Annotated in this window: 12 protein-coding genes; 7 read left to right on the top strand and 5 right to left on the bottom strand. The window is 72.7% G+C overall.

What is annotated here, in order from left to right:
* Window positions 1-65: 65 nt before the first annotated feature.
* On the top strand, window positions 66-2432 hold the full coding sequence (locus ACFY30_RS08405; RefSeq protein ID WP_390844382.1) for a cation-translocating P-type ATPase: 2367 nt from the start codon (window positions 66-68) through the stop codon (window positions 2430-2432).
* Window positions 2433-2446: 14 nt separating this feature from the next.
* On the opposite strand, the gene ACFY30_RS08400 is transcribed toward ACFY30_RS08405, so the two are convergent.
* From ACFY30_RS08400 to ACFY30_RS08390, 3 genes are all read right to left on the bottom strand, one after another.
* Window positions 2447-3247, bottom strand: a complete 801-nt coding sequence (locus ACFY30_RS08400) for a hypothetical protein (protein ID WP_390844381.1) — start codon at window positions 3245-3247, stop codon at window positions 2447-2449.
* A 153-nt stretch (window positions 3248-3400) separates the two neighbouring features.
* On the bottom strand, window positions 3401-4327 hold the full coding sequence (locus ACFY30_RS08395) for a hypothetical protein (RefSeq protein WP_390844380.1): 927 nt from the start codon (window positions 4325-4327) through the stop codon (window positions 3401-3403).
* Between the two features lie 193 nt (window positions 4328-4520).
* A complete protein-coding gene (locus ACFY30_RS08390; RefSeq protein WP_390844724.1) occupies window positions 4521-4769 on the bottom strand; it encodes an FG-GAP repeat domain-containing protein in 249 nt (82 codons plus the stop codon).
* Between the two features lie 412 nt (window positions 4770-5181).
* Between ACFY30_RS08390 and ACFY30_RS08385 the strand changes: the two genes are divergently transcribed.
* Complete coding sequence (locus ACFY30_RS08385) at window positions 5182-5571, top strand: hypothetical protein (RefSeq protein ID WP_390844379.1); 390 nt, start codon at window positions 5182-5184, stop codon at window positions 5569-5571.
* A gap of 72 nt (window positions 5572-5643) precedes the next feature.
* Entirely contained in the window at window positions 5644-5874 is a 231-nt protein-coding gene (locus ACFY30_RS08380) for a hypothetical protein (protein ID WP_390844378.1), read from the top strand.
* A 52-nt stretch (window positions 5875-5926) separates the two neighbouring features.
* On the opposite strand, the gene ACFY30_RS08375 is transcribed toward ACFY30_RS08380, so the two are convergent.
* The gene (locus ACFY30_RS08375) at window positions 5927-9052 is read right to left on the bottom strand and encodes a sacsin N-terminal ATP-binding-like domain-containing protein (protein WP_390844377.1); all 3126 of its coding nucleotides are present in this window, start codon (window positions 9050-9052) and stop codon (window positions 5927-5929) included.
* A gap of 394 nt (window positions 9053-9446) precedes the next feature.
* Complete coding sequence (locus ACFY30_RS08370; protein WP_390844375.1) at window positions 9447-10373, bottom strand: DUF3027 domain-containing protein; 927 nt, start codon at window positions 10371-10373, stop codon at window positions 9447-9449.
* Window positions 10374-10698: 325 nt separating this feature from the next.
* Between ACFY30_RS08370 and ACFY30_RS08365 the strand changes: the two genes are divergently transcribed.
* The 4 genes from ACFY30_RS08365 to ACFY30_RS08350 all read left to right on the top strand — a co-directional run bounded on the left by ACFY30_RS08365 (window position 10699) and on the right by ACFY30_RS08350 (window position 14292).
* Window positions 10699-12132, top strand: a complete 1434-nt coding sequence (locus ACFY30_RS08365) for an MFS transporter (RefSeq protein WP_390844374.1) — start codon at window positions 10699-10701, stop codon at window positions 12130-12132.
* A 75-nt stretch (window positions 12133-12207) separates the two neighbouring features.
* Window positions 12208-12720, top strand: a complete 513-nt coding sequence (locus tag ACFY30_RS08360) for a DUF2771 domain-containing protein (protein ID WP_390844373.1) — start codon at window positions 12208-12210, stop codon at window positions 12718-12720.
* Between the two features lie 23 nt (window positions 12721-12743).
* On the top strand, window positions 12744-13451 hold the full coding sequence (locus tag ACFY30_RS08355) for a futalosine hydrolase (RefSeq protein ID WP_390844372.1): 708 nt from the start codon (window positions 12744-12746) through the stop codon (window positions 13449-13451).
* Window positions 13438-14292, top strand: coding sequence for a 1,4-dihydroxy-6-naphthoate synthase (locus ACFY30_RS08350; RefSeq protein ID WP_390844371.1), 855 nt, complete (start codon window positions 13438-13440; stop codon window positions 14290-14292). The genes ACFY30_RS08355 and ACFY30_RS08350 overlap by 14 nt, the downstream gene beginning before the upstream one ends.
* The last annotated feature ends 2 nt before the right edge of the window (window positions 14293-14294 follow it).

Genomic DNA, 14294 nt, shown 5'->3' with positions numbered 1-14294 from the left:
CCCCAGGTCGGATGTTCGGCGTCTTCGGGGGGTGCACCCCCAGATCCGCACGTACCGTCGATTCCATGCCCCATACCGACGCACCCGCCAGCGCGCCGGCGGCCACCGGACTCACCGCCGCCGAGGTGGCGGAGCGCGTCGCACGCGGTCAGGTCAACGACGTACCCGTACGCAGCAGCCGCTCCGTCGGGGAGATCGTCCGGGCGAACGTCTTCACCCGGTTCAACGCCATCATCGGCGTCCTGTGGCTGATCGTGCTCGTCGTCGCCCCCTTCCAGGACGGCCTCTTCGGCTTCGTCATCCTCGCCAACACCGGGATCGGGATCATCCAGGAGTGGCGGGCCAAGCAGACCCTGGACTCCCTCGCCGTCATCGGGGAGGTCCGGCCCACCGTGCGGCGGGACGGGCAGGCGGTCGAGGTGTCCACCTCCGACCTCGTCCTGGACGACCTCGTCGAGATCGGCCCCGGCGACAAGGCCGTCGTCGACGGGGTGTGCGTCGAGGCGGACGGGCTGGAGATCGACGAGTCACTGCTGACGGGTGAGGCGGACCCGGTGGTGAAACGGCCGGGCGACCGGGTGATGTCGGGCAGTTTCGTCGTCGCGGGCGGCGGCGCCTTCCGGGCCACGCGGGTCGGCCGCGAGGCCTACGCCGCCCAGCTCGCCGAGGAGGCCTCCCGGTTCACCCTCGTCCACTCCGAGCTGCGCACCGGCATCTCCACGATCCTCAAGTACGTGACGTGGATGATGATCCCCGCCGCGCTCGGACTGGTCGTCACCCAGCTGTTCGTGAAGGACAACGACCTCAAGGGGTCCATCGCCCGGACCGTCGGCGGGATCGTCCCGATGGTCCCGGAAGGGCTGGTGCTGCTCACCTCGGTGGCCTTCGCCATCGGTGTGATCCGGCTCGGCCGCCGGCAGTGCCTGGTGCAGGAGCTGCCCGCCATCGAGGGCCTCGCCCGCGTCGACACCGTCTGCCTGGACAAGACCGGCACGCTCACCGAGGGCGGCATGGACGTCAGCGAACTGCGCACCCTCGACGGTTCCGACGAGACCTACGTACGGCAGGTGCTGGGGGCGCTCGGGGAGAGCGACCCGCGGCCGAACCCTTCCCTGCGGGCGATCATCGACGCCTACCCGGACGCGGAGGAGTGGCGCTGCACCGAGTCCCTGCCCTTTTCCTCCGCCCGCAAGTACAGCGGCGCCACCTTCAGCGAGGGGAACGGCGAGAGCAGCACCTGGCTGCTGGGGGCGCCCGACGTGCTGCTGGACGACGGCGACCCGGCTCTCGCCGAGACCGGGCGGCTCAACGAGCGGGGCCTGCGGGTGCTGCTGCTCGCGCGGGCCGTCCGGGACCTGGACGATCCCGATGTCGCCAAGGGGGCCGGGCCGGTCGCCCTCGTCGTACTGGAACAGCGGCTGCGCTCCGACGCCGCCGACACCCTGCGCTACTTCGCCGAGCAGAACGTGCACGCCAAGGTGATCTCCGGGGACAACGCGGTGTCGGTGGGGGCGGTGGCCGCCAAGCTGGGGCTGAACGGCCGTACGGTCGACGCCCGGCGGCTGCCCGCCGACCGGGAGGCGATGGCCTCGGCCCTCGACGCGGGCACGGTCTTCGGGCGGGTCACCCCGCGGCAGAAGCGGGACATGGTCGGGGCGCTGCAGGCCCGGGGGCACACGGTGGCGATGACCGGCGACGGCGTCAACGACGTGCTCGCGCTGAAGGACGCGGACATCGGCGTGGCGATGGGATCCGGGTCGGAGGCCACCCGGGCGGTCGCGCAGATCGTGCTGCTGAACAACAGCTTCGCCACGCTGCCGTCGGTGGTGGCGGAGGGCCGGCGGGTGATCGGCAACATCACGCGGGTGGCGACCCTGTTCCTGGTGAAGACGGTCTACTCGGTGCTGCTGGCACTGCTGGTGGTGTGCTGGCAGGTCGAGTACCCGTTCCTGCCCCGGCACGTGACCCTGCTGTCCACCCTCACCATCGGCGTCCCGGCCTTCTTCCTCGCCCTCGCCCCCAACAAGGAGCGGGCGCGGCCGCACTTCGTCCGGCGGGTGATGCGCTACTCGGTCCCGGGCGGGGTGGTGGCGGGCGCGGCCACCTTCGTGTCGTATCTGGCCGCCCGTCATCACTACACCGGTGCGGGGGCGCTGGAGGCCGAGACCAGTGCCGCGACGCTCACCCTGTTCCTGATCTCCATGTGGGTGCTGGCGATCGTCGCCCGGCCCTACACCTGGTGGCGGGTGCTGCTGGTGGCCTCGATGGGCGCGGGTTTCCTGCTGGTGCTGGCGGTGCCGTGGCTGCAGGACTTCTTCGCGCTCCGGCTCGTGGGGATGGCGATGCCGTGGCTGGCCGTGGGCATCGCGGTGGGGGCGGCGGTCGCCCTGGAGTTCCTGTGGAAGTGGGTCGACCGCCGTTTCCCCGTGTAGGAGCCGTCCGCTGCTTACTGGACGTCGACGAAGTCGGCGGCCGAGCTGACCGGAGCGGTCGTCGTGGTGCCGGCGAAGACGTAGCGGAAGGAGCCGTCGGCGGAGGCCGTGACCGTGGTCTTGAGGGTGCCGGTGGAGCTGGACTTGATGCTCTTCAGGGTGGTGTACGTGGTGGTGCCGGCCTTCTTGAACTGGAGCTTCACGTACTGGCCGGCGTAACCGGCGTACGTGTTGGTGTCCCAGTTGGCGCGGGCGAGCCTGCCCGTGACGGTGATGGTCCTGCCCTTCTTCACCGGCTCCGGGGAGGCGTCGGTGGTGAGGGTGGCCTTGCGCTGGAGCCTGGTGGTGCCGAGGTCGCCCTGCCAGGTCAGCCCGCCGCTCTCGTTGGCCGCGACGGCACCCAGCTTCCAGCTGCCGGCCTCGCTGTTGACGAGGTCGAGGTCCTCGTCGGAGGACGCCGGGCGGAACTGGATCTTGGCGGTGCACTTCAGGACCGTCGAGGAGGACGTGGTGCAGGTGCCGGCGTCGTCGCCGCCGATGAGGTCGTCGGACTCCAGCCCGACGGTGGCGCCGCGGTACAGGACCGGCGCGGTGCCGAGGGAGGCCGGGTCCAGGCTCGCGGGCTTGGTCACCGTGTAGGTCGCCGTGACCGTGACCTGCGTCGTGGAGCCGACCACGATGTTCTTGCCGCTGTTGACCTTGACGTTCGAGAAGGTGACGGCGGGGCCTGCCGGAGCGGCCTGCGCGGTCGGCACGGCGAGGGCGGAGAGGGCCACGGCGCCGGAGGCGGCGAGGACGAGGGCGCGTATGCGCATGTGCGTTCCCCATGAGGAGAGAAGTGATCTCGGAGTCTGTTGACTCGTTGAGTGAGATCCGTGACGCACGGGGGGAGTTGTACGGAAAAGGGTAAGGAGAGGGGAAGAAGCTTCCCCTCTCCTCAGACCGTGCTCGGGACCTTGCCCCGGGTGTTATCGCACGTCGACGTAGTCACCCGCGGTGGTGACCGCCGGGGTGGTCGAGGTGCCCGCGAAGCTGTAGCGGAAGTAGCCGTCCGCCGACGCCTTGACCGTGCTCTTCAGGGTGCCGGTGGAGCTGGTGGTGACGGTCTTCAGGGTGGTGTAGGTGGTGCTGCCCTTCTTGCGGTACTGCAGCTTCACCGACTGGCCCGCGTAGCCGTGGTACTGGTTGTCGTCCCAGTTGGCGCGGGACAGCTTGCCCGTGACCGTGATGGTCGCGCCCTTCTTCACCGGCTCCGGGGAGGCGTTGACGGTGAGCTTGGAGTAGCGCTGGAGCTTGGTGGTGGCGAGGGCGTCCTGCTCGGCGTAACCGACCTTCGTGATGTCGATGTCCTCGGCGAACGGGTCCTGGTCGTTCCAGTCGATGACGTAGCCGGCCGCCTTCCAGGTGGTGGCGTCGGCGTTGGCCAGCTCCTCGCCCGGGAGGATGTCGATGGTGCCCTTGCAGCTGGCGACGGTCGTCGTCACCGTGCTGCAGGTGGGCCAGTTGTCCCCGACCAGGGTGCGGGCCGACGGGTCGTCGAACGCACCCCGGTAGATGAAGACGTCCATCCAGACCTCGTCCGCGTTGAGGTCGAGGTCCTCGGGGTGGGTGACCTTGTAGGTCACGGGAACGGTGACCTTGTTGGTGGTGCCGGCGACGATCGGCTTGCCGCTGTTGATCTTCACGCTGGAGAAGGTGACGGCCAGCGGGTACGGCTCGTCCGCGTCGGCGGTCTCACCGGTGAACGTGGTCCTGGCCGAGGCGGCCTGGTGGAGGGCCTGAACCGCGGCGAGAGACTCGGCCTTGCCGGACGTGTCGGCCTGCGCGGCCGGCACGACGACAGCGGAGAGGGCCAGGGCGCCGGTGACGGCGGCCAGGGTGGCACGGATGCGCATGCAATCCCCCGGTGGAGATGAGGACCCTGCCGTAGGCGTTCCCTGCGGCTCGTCTTCGGACAGGGCCCGAGTGATCGTGGAGCCTGTTGGCTCGTCGGATCAGATCCGTGACGGATGTTAATGGTTGTACGAAGTAAGGAAGATTTTCTGACGACCCGTCCGCCACCGGCCCTCCCGCGCGCGGACGGTACGGCTAGACCTTCGGCCACATGGACTTGCCGGCCGCGAGCGCGCCCTTGCCGTCGCCCGTGTACAGACGCAGGTCACCCGCGGTCGTCACGGCGGCGAGGTCGGCCTTGCCGTCGCCGTCGAAGTCACCGCCGAGGACGACGCGCATGCCGCTCCAGGTCTTGTCCGGCCACATCGAGCGGGCCTTGTCGAAGGTCCCGTCCGTCTTGCCCGGGCAGAGGTGCAGCGAGCCGTCGCTCGCCACGGCGGCGATGTCGTCCTCGGCCTCCCTTCGCGAAGGCCGTGGCGACGAAGGGAGCCGGGAAGGGCTGCCTCGAAGGGGAGAATGAGTACGACGTCTTCGACCCCGTGACGGGCAACAAGATCACGAACATCGACGACTTCGATGGTTCAGGTCGGCGGTCGAAGCCCGGATCAAGCACCTGCGGGAGCTGTATCCGGATGAGGACATCAGGCTGAGGTGGGACCACTGAGCTACACATTCGAGAACGGCGGCGGCACGATCACCCGCGATCCGGAGCGGGAAGCCGGTCTCCTGGACCGGCGCGAAATCTACGTACGCGTGGGTCGAGGACTGACCGTTCAGTCCCTGACTGAGGCCGCTCTGCCCTGGCAACTCGGTGGGGCGGACCCTCCCGGATCGACATGAGGGTTCTAGGAGACAAGTGGACGACAAGGCGTTCATCGAGGCGATCCGTGACACGCCCGAAGGGTTCGGTCTGAACGGCACCTACTACCCGACCGCCATGTTCCTCACGGGTACCGATCTCGGCAGGTCGGGCGGGCTGCTGCGCGGCTTCCGGGAGTGGCTGGTCGTGCGCCGGGACGAGTGCAACGGCCTCCAGTGGCACCAGCCCGTCCTCCTGGACCTCTTCCCCGGCATGAAGCTGCAGGGCTGGAAGCACCCGGACCACCTGACCCCGGAGCAGCACGCCCAGGCCGTGGAGCATCTGTTCTCGCTCGTCCTCGAATTCCTGGACGTACGGAGCAACCCGCGAGAGCTGGGCCGCATGTACACGCGATACGAAGCGATGTACGCGCACATCCAGGGCTGAACCCGAGGGGACCGCCCCACCGGAATCCCTCCGGTGGGGCGGTCCCCTGGAACCGATCGAAAGACGAAATCCGTGCGATTCCTGATCACCCGCTACCTCAAGGACGAGGAGTCTCCCGACTCGTCCACCGACGTCACCGCAGCCGGTGCGGAAGCCTTCGGTGCACTGCTGGGGATGCCGGCCGAGCGGCTGGCCGACGTGTATCCGCTGCGGCAGGAGCACGCCGAGCGGTTCCGGCGGCTGACCGGTATCACGCTCGATCTGGAGAAGTACGAGTACTTCCTGGAACCCGAGGCGGACTGACGAAACGAGCGGGGGCCGTCCGGCGGGACGGCCCCCGCTCGCCCGTGCGACGTCAGTCGAACCAGCGGTCCCGCGCCAGTTCCCCCGTGCGGGACGGGTCCTCCAGCAGGGCCGCCACCTCGAACCGGCGGGGCCACTGGCGCGCCGCCCAGGCGAGGCCCGCCGCGACGCCCTCCAGGGTCGCGGCGTGCAGGACGCGGTCCTCGGTCAGGCGCCAGTCGATCTCCACGCCGTCGACGACGAGTTCGTCGTGCTCGACGTAGGTGTCCGGGGTGCGCGGGCCCAGCAGGACTCGTACCGCGTCGGGGACGTCGTGCTCGGTGCCCCGCGAGTCGACCTCGCCGGTCACCGACTCGCTCAGCCGCCGCACCTGGAACAGGTCGGCCAGCTCGGCGGCCCGGGACGGCCGTACGGGGAGCAGGGGGACCCCCTGCGTGAAGGGGAGCAGGTCGGGTGAGTCGACGACCACCGCGTCGGCCGCGTCCACGACCTCCACGCGCCCGTCGACCACCGCCCGCAGCTCGTCCGGCAGGGTCACCTGCTCCGGGTCCAGCTCGGCCAGCGCGCTGTAGAGCCCGTGCAGTTGGGCGGCCCCGACGGGCCGGTCGGGGTCCGCGAGGCGGTCCAGGAGTTCGGCCGCGCCGCCCGGCTCGTCCAGCAGCGCCGCCACCGACGTCCGTACGCCCAGGGCCCGCAGGACCTGCTCGTCGTCGAAGCCGGTGGCGTCGGCCTCGTCGTACAGGCCGTGCAGGAGGGGGTCGCCGCCGGCGGCCAGCAGGCCGGCCGGGCGGCGGCCGTCGAGGACCGGGTGGCCGCGCAGCCACCAGGCCGTGTAGGGCCGTACGACCTCGTGGGTGCCGTCGGGCAGCAGGATCCGCACCGGCTGGGTGAGGGCGTCGCGCAGGGGCGGCTGGGCGAGCAGGGCGAGGGCCTGCGGCCAGCGGTCGTCGTCGACGAGGTCGAGGTCGCGGACGGCGACGAGTTCGGTCGCGACCGGCGGGACCGGCGAGTCGGGGAAGCGGTCGAGGATGTCCTCGCACCACACGTCCACCGCGTCCAGCAGGCCCGCGTCGTCCGGCTCGGCGAAGTCGCCCTCGCGCGGCTCCAGTTCGTCGGGGTCGAGGACCACGTCCGTGGCCCGGACGAGCGCGAAGCCGGCCAGCACGCCGACCGCGGCGAGCGGTCCCTCGCCCCACTTCTGCGCCAGCTCCCCGTCCACCGCGGCCAGTTCGTCCTCGCGGATCACCGACGCGAACGGGCTGCCGGGCAGGACGAGTTCGCCCGCCGGGACCAGTTCCCCGTCCTCGTCGGGCAGGGCGAGGGCGCCCAGCCAGGGCTCGTCGCCGGGTTCGAGGCCCGCGTCCCGGACGAGGGCGAGGACGGTGTCGGCGAGCTCCTCGGCGTCCGGGGTGTCCCGGTCGTCCCAGGCGCCGCCGTCGTCGTCCAGGGACGCGGCCACCGCGGCCCGCACCTGCGGGGTGGTGAGCACGGCCCGGGGCGTGGCCGGCAGGGCGCCGAGCTTCTCCAGGAGGGGGTGCGCGGCGTCCGGGTGGGCGACCTTGAGGCCGAGGCGGGCGAGGACGTCCGGGTCGGCGCTCGCCGCGTCCGCGGTGGGCAGCAGGACCTGGCGGGGGCCGATGGTCGTACGGCCGTCGGCCAGGGGCACGGGCAGCCCGGAGAGCCGGTCCGGGTCGACGCCGGCGAGGCTGTCGTAGAGCCGGTACCACCACTGCGGGTCCTTCTCCAGGCCGGCGAGGCGGTCGATCGCGTCGGCGAGCGGGATGCGGGCGACCCCCAGGGTGCGCAGCTCCACGCGGCGCTCCAGACCGGCGGGCAGCAGGGTCGGCAGCACCTCGGCGAGGACCTGTACGGTGTCGGCGCCCGCGCCCTCGACGACCTCGGCGTCCCGGGGGCGCAGAGCCTCGGGGAGGTCGTCCTCGTCCTCGACGGGCTCGGCGGCGGGCGGCAGGAAGGCGGTCCGGGGCAGACGGTCGAGGACGGCCCGGCGCAGGGCCCCGTCCAGCTCGCCCTTGCCGAGCGGGCCGGGCACGAGGTCGATGGCGCCGGGGGTCACGGGCCGCCAGCCGGCGAGGAGTTCGGTGTAGGTGTCCGCGGCGCGCTGCACGAGGTGGTCGGTCAGCGGGCCGGGCGCGGCGTGCCGGCGGGTGGTGTCGAGCGGGAAGGAGCCGATGAGCAGGGCGGGGACGCCGAGGGGCTCGTCGCTGGGGGTGGGGGCGTGCATGACGGGGCTGGTGCGGGGCCGCGCGGGAGCGCCGTGCTCGTCCACGGGGACGGCCCAGGTGACCGACCAGTGCGGCCGCAGCCGCTCCTCGACCGGGCGGTCGGCGAGGAGGTCGGGCGTGAGGGGGCCGTGCGCGGCGGTGGTACGCCAGCGGGTGGTGCCGGTGAGGGAGTCCTCCACGACGGTGAAGGCGCCCTCGGTGGAGCGGCGCAGGGTGCGCGGGGTGCCGTCACCGATCTCGATCACGACTTCGTCCAGGCCCGGCAGGGCGAGCAGGAGGGCGTCGTCGACGGCGGTGAGGAGACGCTCGGCCAGGTCGGCGGCGGCGGTGTCGCGCAGGGGGAGGATGACGGCGGTGTCGTACGGGTCCGGGGCGGTGCCCTGGGCGGCGAACGGCAGGCGCAGCAGCGGTACGTGCCCGTCACGGCGCCGGATCTCGTCGCCGAGGCCGGGGCTGTGGCGGGCGGTCTCGGAGGCCAGCTCGCGGGCCTCCGGCAGGGACCAGCGGACGCCGCCGTGCCGGCCGACGACGGCGGGCTCGTCGGTGACGGCGAGGACGGCGGCGAAGCCGACGCCGAAGCGGCCCACGGCGGCCTGCGGGGCGTCGCGCTTGGCGGAGGCGCGCAGGGTGGCGAGGGACTCGACACCGGCCGCGTCCAGCGGGGCGCCGGTGTTGGCGGCGACGAGGACGCCGTCCCGGAGGGTGAGACGCAGCCGTCCGGGGACGCCCGCCCTCGCCGCGGCGTCGGCCGCGTTCTGGGCGAGCTCCACGACGAGGCGGTCACGGTAGCCGCCGAGGACGAGATCCTCCTCGGCGTTGGCGTCCTCGCGGAAACGGGCCGGACTGGTGGCCCAGGCGTCGAGCACGCCCCGCCTGAGGCGGGCGGTCCCGAAGGGGTCCGCGCCTTCGGCCGCCGGCCGCACGAACTTGCTCACGTTGGCTCTCCTCATCGACGTGACCAAGAAGGTACCGCGACGAAGCCGGCCGGCCCGCCCGGCGTCCGCGCTCCCGCCGCACCGCCCGCAACCCCGGGTCACCCGGCACGCGGCCTTCCGGTCGGCCCCCGAGGCACGCTCCCCCACGACGCCGCGCAGCCGCCCCACGGGCCACGACACCACCGCCGCGACAGACCCTACGAGTGCCCCAGCTCCGCCACGTCCCCGCCGGAGACGGCCCGAGACCAGGCCGGAGCCCACCGCCCGGATTCCGAACGACACCCCCAGAGCACGCGCCCCCCACGCCCGGCTCCGCTCCGCTCACGCGGAAAGGCCCCCACGACGCCGCACGGCCGCCCCACGGCGGGCCACGACGCCACCGTCGCGACAGGCCCTACGAGTGCCCCAGCTCCGCCACGTCCTCGTCGGAGACGGCCGGGACCGAGCCGGAGTCCGCCGCCGGGCGCAGGGGGAACGGGTCCACCCTCGTCTCGTCGATCACCGGCGGGGCCGGCTGCGGGGGCTTCGGCATGACCGCGGCCTCCGAGTGGCCGCCGCAGCCGTACGCCAGCGAGACCACCCGGCCGTCCGCCGGGGAGAACTCGTTGGCGCAGACGCCGAAGGCCTGGCCGAGGGAGCCGCCGATGGGCTGGAGGAAGCCGCAGCTGACGCAGGTCGCGGGGGCCGCCTGGGCCATGGGGGTCTTGGCCCCGAAGGCCTCCTCCCAGCGGTCGGCGGCGGTGTGCAGGCCGTAGCGGGAGAGGACCCGGGCGCGGCGCAGGCCCAGTTCCTCCGCCACCGCCGCGATCGAGCCCCGTGTCGGGATCGTGGGCAGGGCGGCCGGCGGGGCCGCCGTCACCTCCGCGTCCTCCGCCTCCACCAGCTCCGCCATCTCGTGCGAGACGGGCGCGTTCGGCGGCGGTTCCTCCCCGCCCGAGTAGCCGGGCTCCAGGCGCAGGTCCTCGGCGTCGGTGGGCAGCAGATCGCCCGGGCCCATGTCGCCGGGGCGCAGGCGCTCGCTCCACGGGACCCACTCGGGGGCCAGGACCGCGTCCGGGCCGGGCAGGAGCACCACCTCGTCCAGCGTGACGATCTTCGCGCGGGAGGCCCGCGCCACCGTCACCGCCCAGCGCCAGCCGCGGTAGCCCAGCTCCTTGCACTCGAAGTAGTGCGTGACGACCCGGTCACCCTCGGCCAGCACTCCGGCGTGCTCGCCGACCACGCCGGGCGCGGCGGCCTCCTCGGCTGCGGCGCGGGCGAGGTCGACGGCCTCGGCGCACAGGCGGTCGGGGGTGCGGCTTCGCGTGGTCGCTGCGCTCACAGGTATCGCTTCTCTCCTACGCCGTCTCTCGGGTGCGCCGGCCTGAAGGCGGCGGGTGCGGACGGAGCGGACCGCAGGACCGCGTCGACGTCCGCGCCCGATCGCGCTCGGGCGCACCTGCTGTCATCCATTCTGCGGGATGGCCGGGAGGCGCGCGGCCGAGAACAATCGCCACGGCGCGCTACGCACGCTACCTGTTCCCGGACGCTCGGCCTACACCGACGGGAGGTTTCCCCGCGCCGGACCCCCTCCATCCGATCACCGGATCCCCTCCATCCGCGCGGTGACCGCACTACGCACGCCTTTCTCGGGGCACTATGACGGAGTGGCAGCCGCGAAAGCACCCCAAGGTGCCACCGGGACCGGTGGGACGAGGGGGTCCAAGGGGAGGAGCCGGATCGGCGGTTCGGGCCGGGTAGGCGGGTCCGTCCGCGCGATCGGGCGTGCCCTGCACCTGCCCTTCACCGGCACCGCCCGCGGCATCAGGAAGGCCACGCACGCGCACGGCGCCGGCGAGTCCGGCCTCGGCAAGCTGATCGAGCTGCACGCCGTGAACGGCGCCGGGGACGTGATGATCACCATCGCCCTCGCCTCGACCGTCTTCTTCTCGGTGCCCACCGACGAGGCCCGTGGCCGCGTCGCGCTCTACCTCGCCATCACCATGGCGCCCTTCACGGTCCTCGCCCCGGTGATCGGCCCCCTCCTCGACAGGCTCCCGCACGGCCGCCGGGCCGCCATGGCCGGGTCGATGCTCGCCCGTGCCCTGCTCGCGCTGATCATCGCCGGGGCGGTCGCCACCGGCAGTCTCCAGCTCTACCCGGCCGCCCTGGGCGTCCTGGTCGCGTCGAAGGCGTACGGCGTCGTACGGAGCGCCGTGGTCCCGCGTCTCCTGCCGCCCCGCTTCTCCCTCGTGAAGGCCAACTCGCGCGTCACCCTCGGCGGGCTCCTCGCCACCGGGGTGGCGGCTCCCGTGGGGGCCGGGCTGCACGCGCTCGGGGAGCGATGGCCGCTCTACGGCGCATTCGTGATCTTCATCGCGGGCATGTTCCTGTCCTTCTCCCTCCCCCCGAAGGTCGACTCGGCCAAGGGCGAGGACGTGGCGCTGCTGGCGGCGGACGAGCAGCATCTGCACGGGCCGCACCGGCAGCCGGTCAAACGCCCCGGCCTGAGGACCGTCGGCATCGCCGTCACGCACGCCCTCGGCGCCAACGCCGCGCTGCGCTGGCTGTCCGGTTTCCTGACCTTCTTCCTCGCCTTCCTGCTGCGGGAGCACCCGCTGACGGGGTCCAGCGCGGCCGTTTCGCTGGGCATGGTGGCCGTCGCGGCAGGCGTGGGCAACGCGCTCGGTACGACGGTGGGGTCGTGGCTGCGGTCACGGGCGCCGGAGATCATCATCGTGACGGTGCTCGCGTTCGTGCTGGGCGTGGCGATCACGGCGGCGGTCTTCTTCGGTGCGGTCCTGGTGATGTGCCTGGCCGCGTGCGCCGGGTTCTCCCAGGCGCTGGCCAAGCTGTCGCTGGACGCGCTGATCCAGCGGGACGTGCCCGAGCTGGTGCGCACCTCGGCGTTCGCACGCTCGGAGACCATGCTGCAGATGTCCTGGGTGCTGGGCGGCGCCATCGGCATCGTGATGCCGCTGAACGGCACGGCGGGCCTGTGCCTGGCCGCCGGGGTCATCGCGCTCGGCTGGCTGACCACCGTCCGCGGGCTGCTCAGCTCGGCCCGTCACGGAGGACCCGCGAAACCTCGCGTGGCGTAACGCCGTGGCGTAACACACAGCCACGCCGCCCCCCACGTAGAGAGAGCGCCGACCGTGCCCGATAGCCTTCGCCCCATGACCTCGATGCCCCGCGGCGCAGCCGCTTCTGTGCACCGCGTTGTGCGACGCCGCCGCGCCGTCGCCGCCGCCGGCGCCGTTTCCGCCGGACTGCTCGTCCTGTCGGCCTGCGACCAGCCGACGCCGCTGTCCACGCTCACCGTCGGCCGCAGCTCGGTCAGCTCCGAGGCCACCTGCGGCGGCGAGGGCAAGACCCTCACCGCCGCCGCGCTCACGAAGTGCCTGGCCGACAAGGACATCAAGTCCATCGACGTGGACCCGGACGAGACCGTCCGCTTCGGCGTCGACCCCGAAGTCGCGGACAAGCGCTGGACGATCCTGATGAACGGTCAGCCGCTCACCGAGGACAGCGACAAGACCTACCGCACCATCCCGGGCAGCGTGTTCTTCAACGCCCAGTACGGCGCCCAGGGCGACTCGACCCTGGTCACCATCAAGGCCGGCGACGGCAAGAAGGACAGCCAGGCCGCGACCGGTCTGTGGTCGTTCAAGCTGAAGAAGGACGACTAGTCACGTCCGCCGCCCGCATCCTCGTGGCCACCGCGGTCCCCGCAGAACGGGACGCGGTGGCACGGGCGTTCCCGGAGCCCGGCCGGGAGGTGTACGGGCCCGGTGTGGCCCTGTACCGCACCGGCGGGACCTTCGACCTGCTCGCCGCCGGGGTCGGCCCGGCCCCGGCCGCCGCGTCCGTGGCGGCCGCGCTGACCGCCGCCAGGCTCCGGGGCACGCCCTACGGCCTGGTCGTCTCGGCCGGGATCGGGGGCGGGTTCCTTCCCGCGGCCCCCGTCGGCTCCCTGGTCGTCGCCGACCGGATCACCGTCGCCGACCTGGGCGCGGAGAGCCCGGACAGCCCCGGCGGGTTCCTGCCGGTCACCGAGCTGGGCTTCGGCAGGGTCACCCACATCCCGCCCAGGTCCCTGGTGCGGGAGGCCGCGGACGCCACCGGTGCCCGTACCGGCACCGTCCTGACCGTCTCCACGGTCACCGGCACCGCCGCCCGGGCCGCGATCCTGCGCGAGCGCCACCCCCGGGCCCTGGCCGAGGCCATGGAGGGCTTCGGGGTCGCCGAGGCGGCCGACGCGCACGGCGCGGCCTGTCTGGAGATCCGCGCGGTCTCCAACCCGGTGGGCCCCCGTGACCGTGCCGCCTGGCGCATCGGCGACGCGCTGGCCGCGCTGACGACGGCGTTCGGGAAGCTCGCACCCGTCCTGGAGAGTTGGAACCGGCATGACCACCAGTGAACAGCCGCTGCGGATCGCGTACTCCCCCTGCCCGAACGACACCTTCGTCTTCGACGCCCTGGCCCACGGCCGCGTGCCGGGCGCGCCCGCGCTCGACGTGACGTTCGCGGACATCGACCTCACCAACGGCATGGCCGAGCGAGGCGAGTTCGACGTACTGAAGGTGTCGTACGCCGTGCTGCCGTACGTCCTCGGCGAGTACGCGCTGCTGCCGTGCGGGGGTGCGCTGGGCCGGGGCTGCGGCCCGCTGGTGCTGACGAGGGAGGAGGGGCTCGACCTCACCGGGCGCACGGTCGCCGTACCGAGCGAGCGGTCCACGGCGTACCTGCTGTTCCGGCTCTGGGCGGCGGACACGGTCCCCGGCGGGGTCGGCGAGATCGTCGTCATGCCGTTCCACGAGATCATGCCGGCGGTGCGGGACGGCAAGGTCGACGCGGGGCTCGTCATCCACGAGGCGCGTTTCACGTACCAGGACTACGGGCTGCACCGGCTCGCGGACATGGGCGAGCACTGGGAGTCCACGACGGGCCTGCCCATCCCGTTGGGCGCGATCATCGCCAAGCGCTCACTGGGCGCGAGGACCCTGACCGGGCTGGCCGACGCGATCCGCACCTCCGTACGCGCCGCCTGGGACGCCCCCGAGGTCTCCCGCCCCTACGTCATGGAACACGCCCAGGAGATGGACCCGTCCGTCGCCGACCAGCACATCGGCCTGTACGTCAACGAGTTCACGGCGGACCTGGGCGAGGCCGGGTACGCGGCGGTCAGGGGACTTCTCACGCGCGCGGCGGCCGAGGGGCTGGTGCCGCCCCTCGGACCGGAAGCGCTCAGCTTCCCCTGAGC

This window comes from Streptomyces sp. NPDC000345 (assembly GCF_042898825.1).
GTDB lineage: Bacteria > Actinomycetota > Actinomycetes > Streptomycetales > Streptomycetaceae > Streptomyces.
The sequence above is the reverse complement of the archived record's forward strand: the minus strand, read 5'-3'. Positions and strand labels throughout refer to the sequence as shown.

What these genes read in the sequence shown, in the direction of transcription:
- ACFY30_RS08405 (WP_390844382.1), top strand. Translation starts at nt 66, where the DNA reads ATGCCCCATACCGACGCACCCGCCAGCGCGCCGGCGGCCACCGGACTC.
- ACFY30_RS08400 (WP_390844381.1), bottom strand. Translation starts at nt 3,247, where the DNA reads ATGCGCATACGCGCCCTCGTCCTCGCCGCCTCCGGCGCCGTGGCCCTC.
- ACFY30_RS08395 (WP_390844380.1), bottom strand. Translation starts at nt 4,327, where the DNA reads ATGCGCATCCGTGCCACCCTGGCCGCCGTCACCGGCGCCCTGGCCCTC.
- ACFY30_RS08360 (WP_390844373.1), top strand. Translation starts at nt 12,208, where the DNA reads ATGACCTCGATGCCCCGCGGCGCAGCCGCTTCTGTGCACCGCGTTGTG.
- ACFY30_RS08350 (WP_390844371.1), top strand. Translation starts at nt 13,438, where the DNA reads ATGACCACCAGTGAACAGCCGCTGCGGATCGCGTACTCCCCCTGCCCG.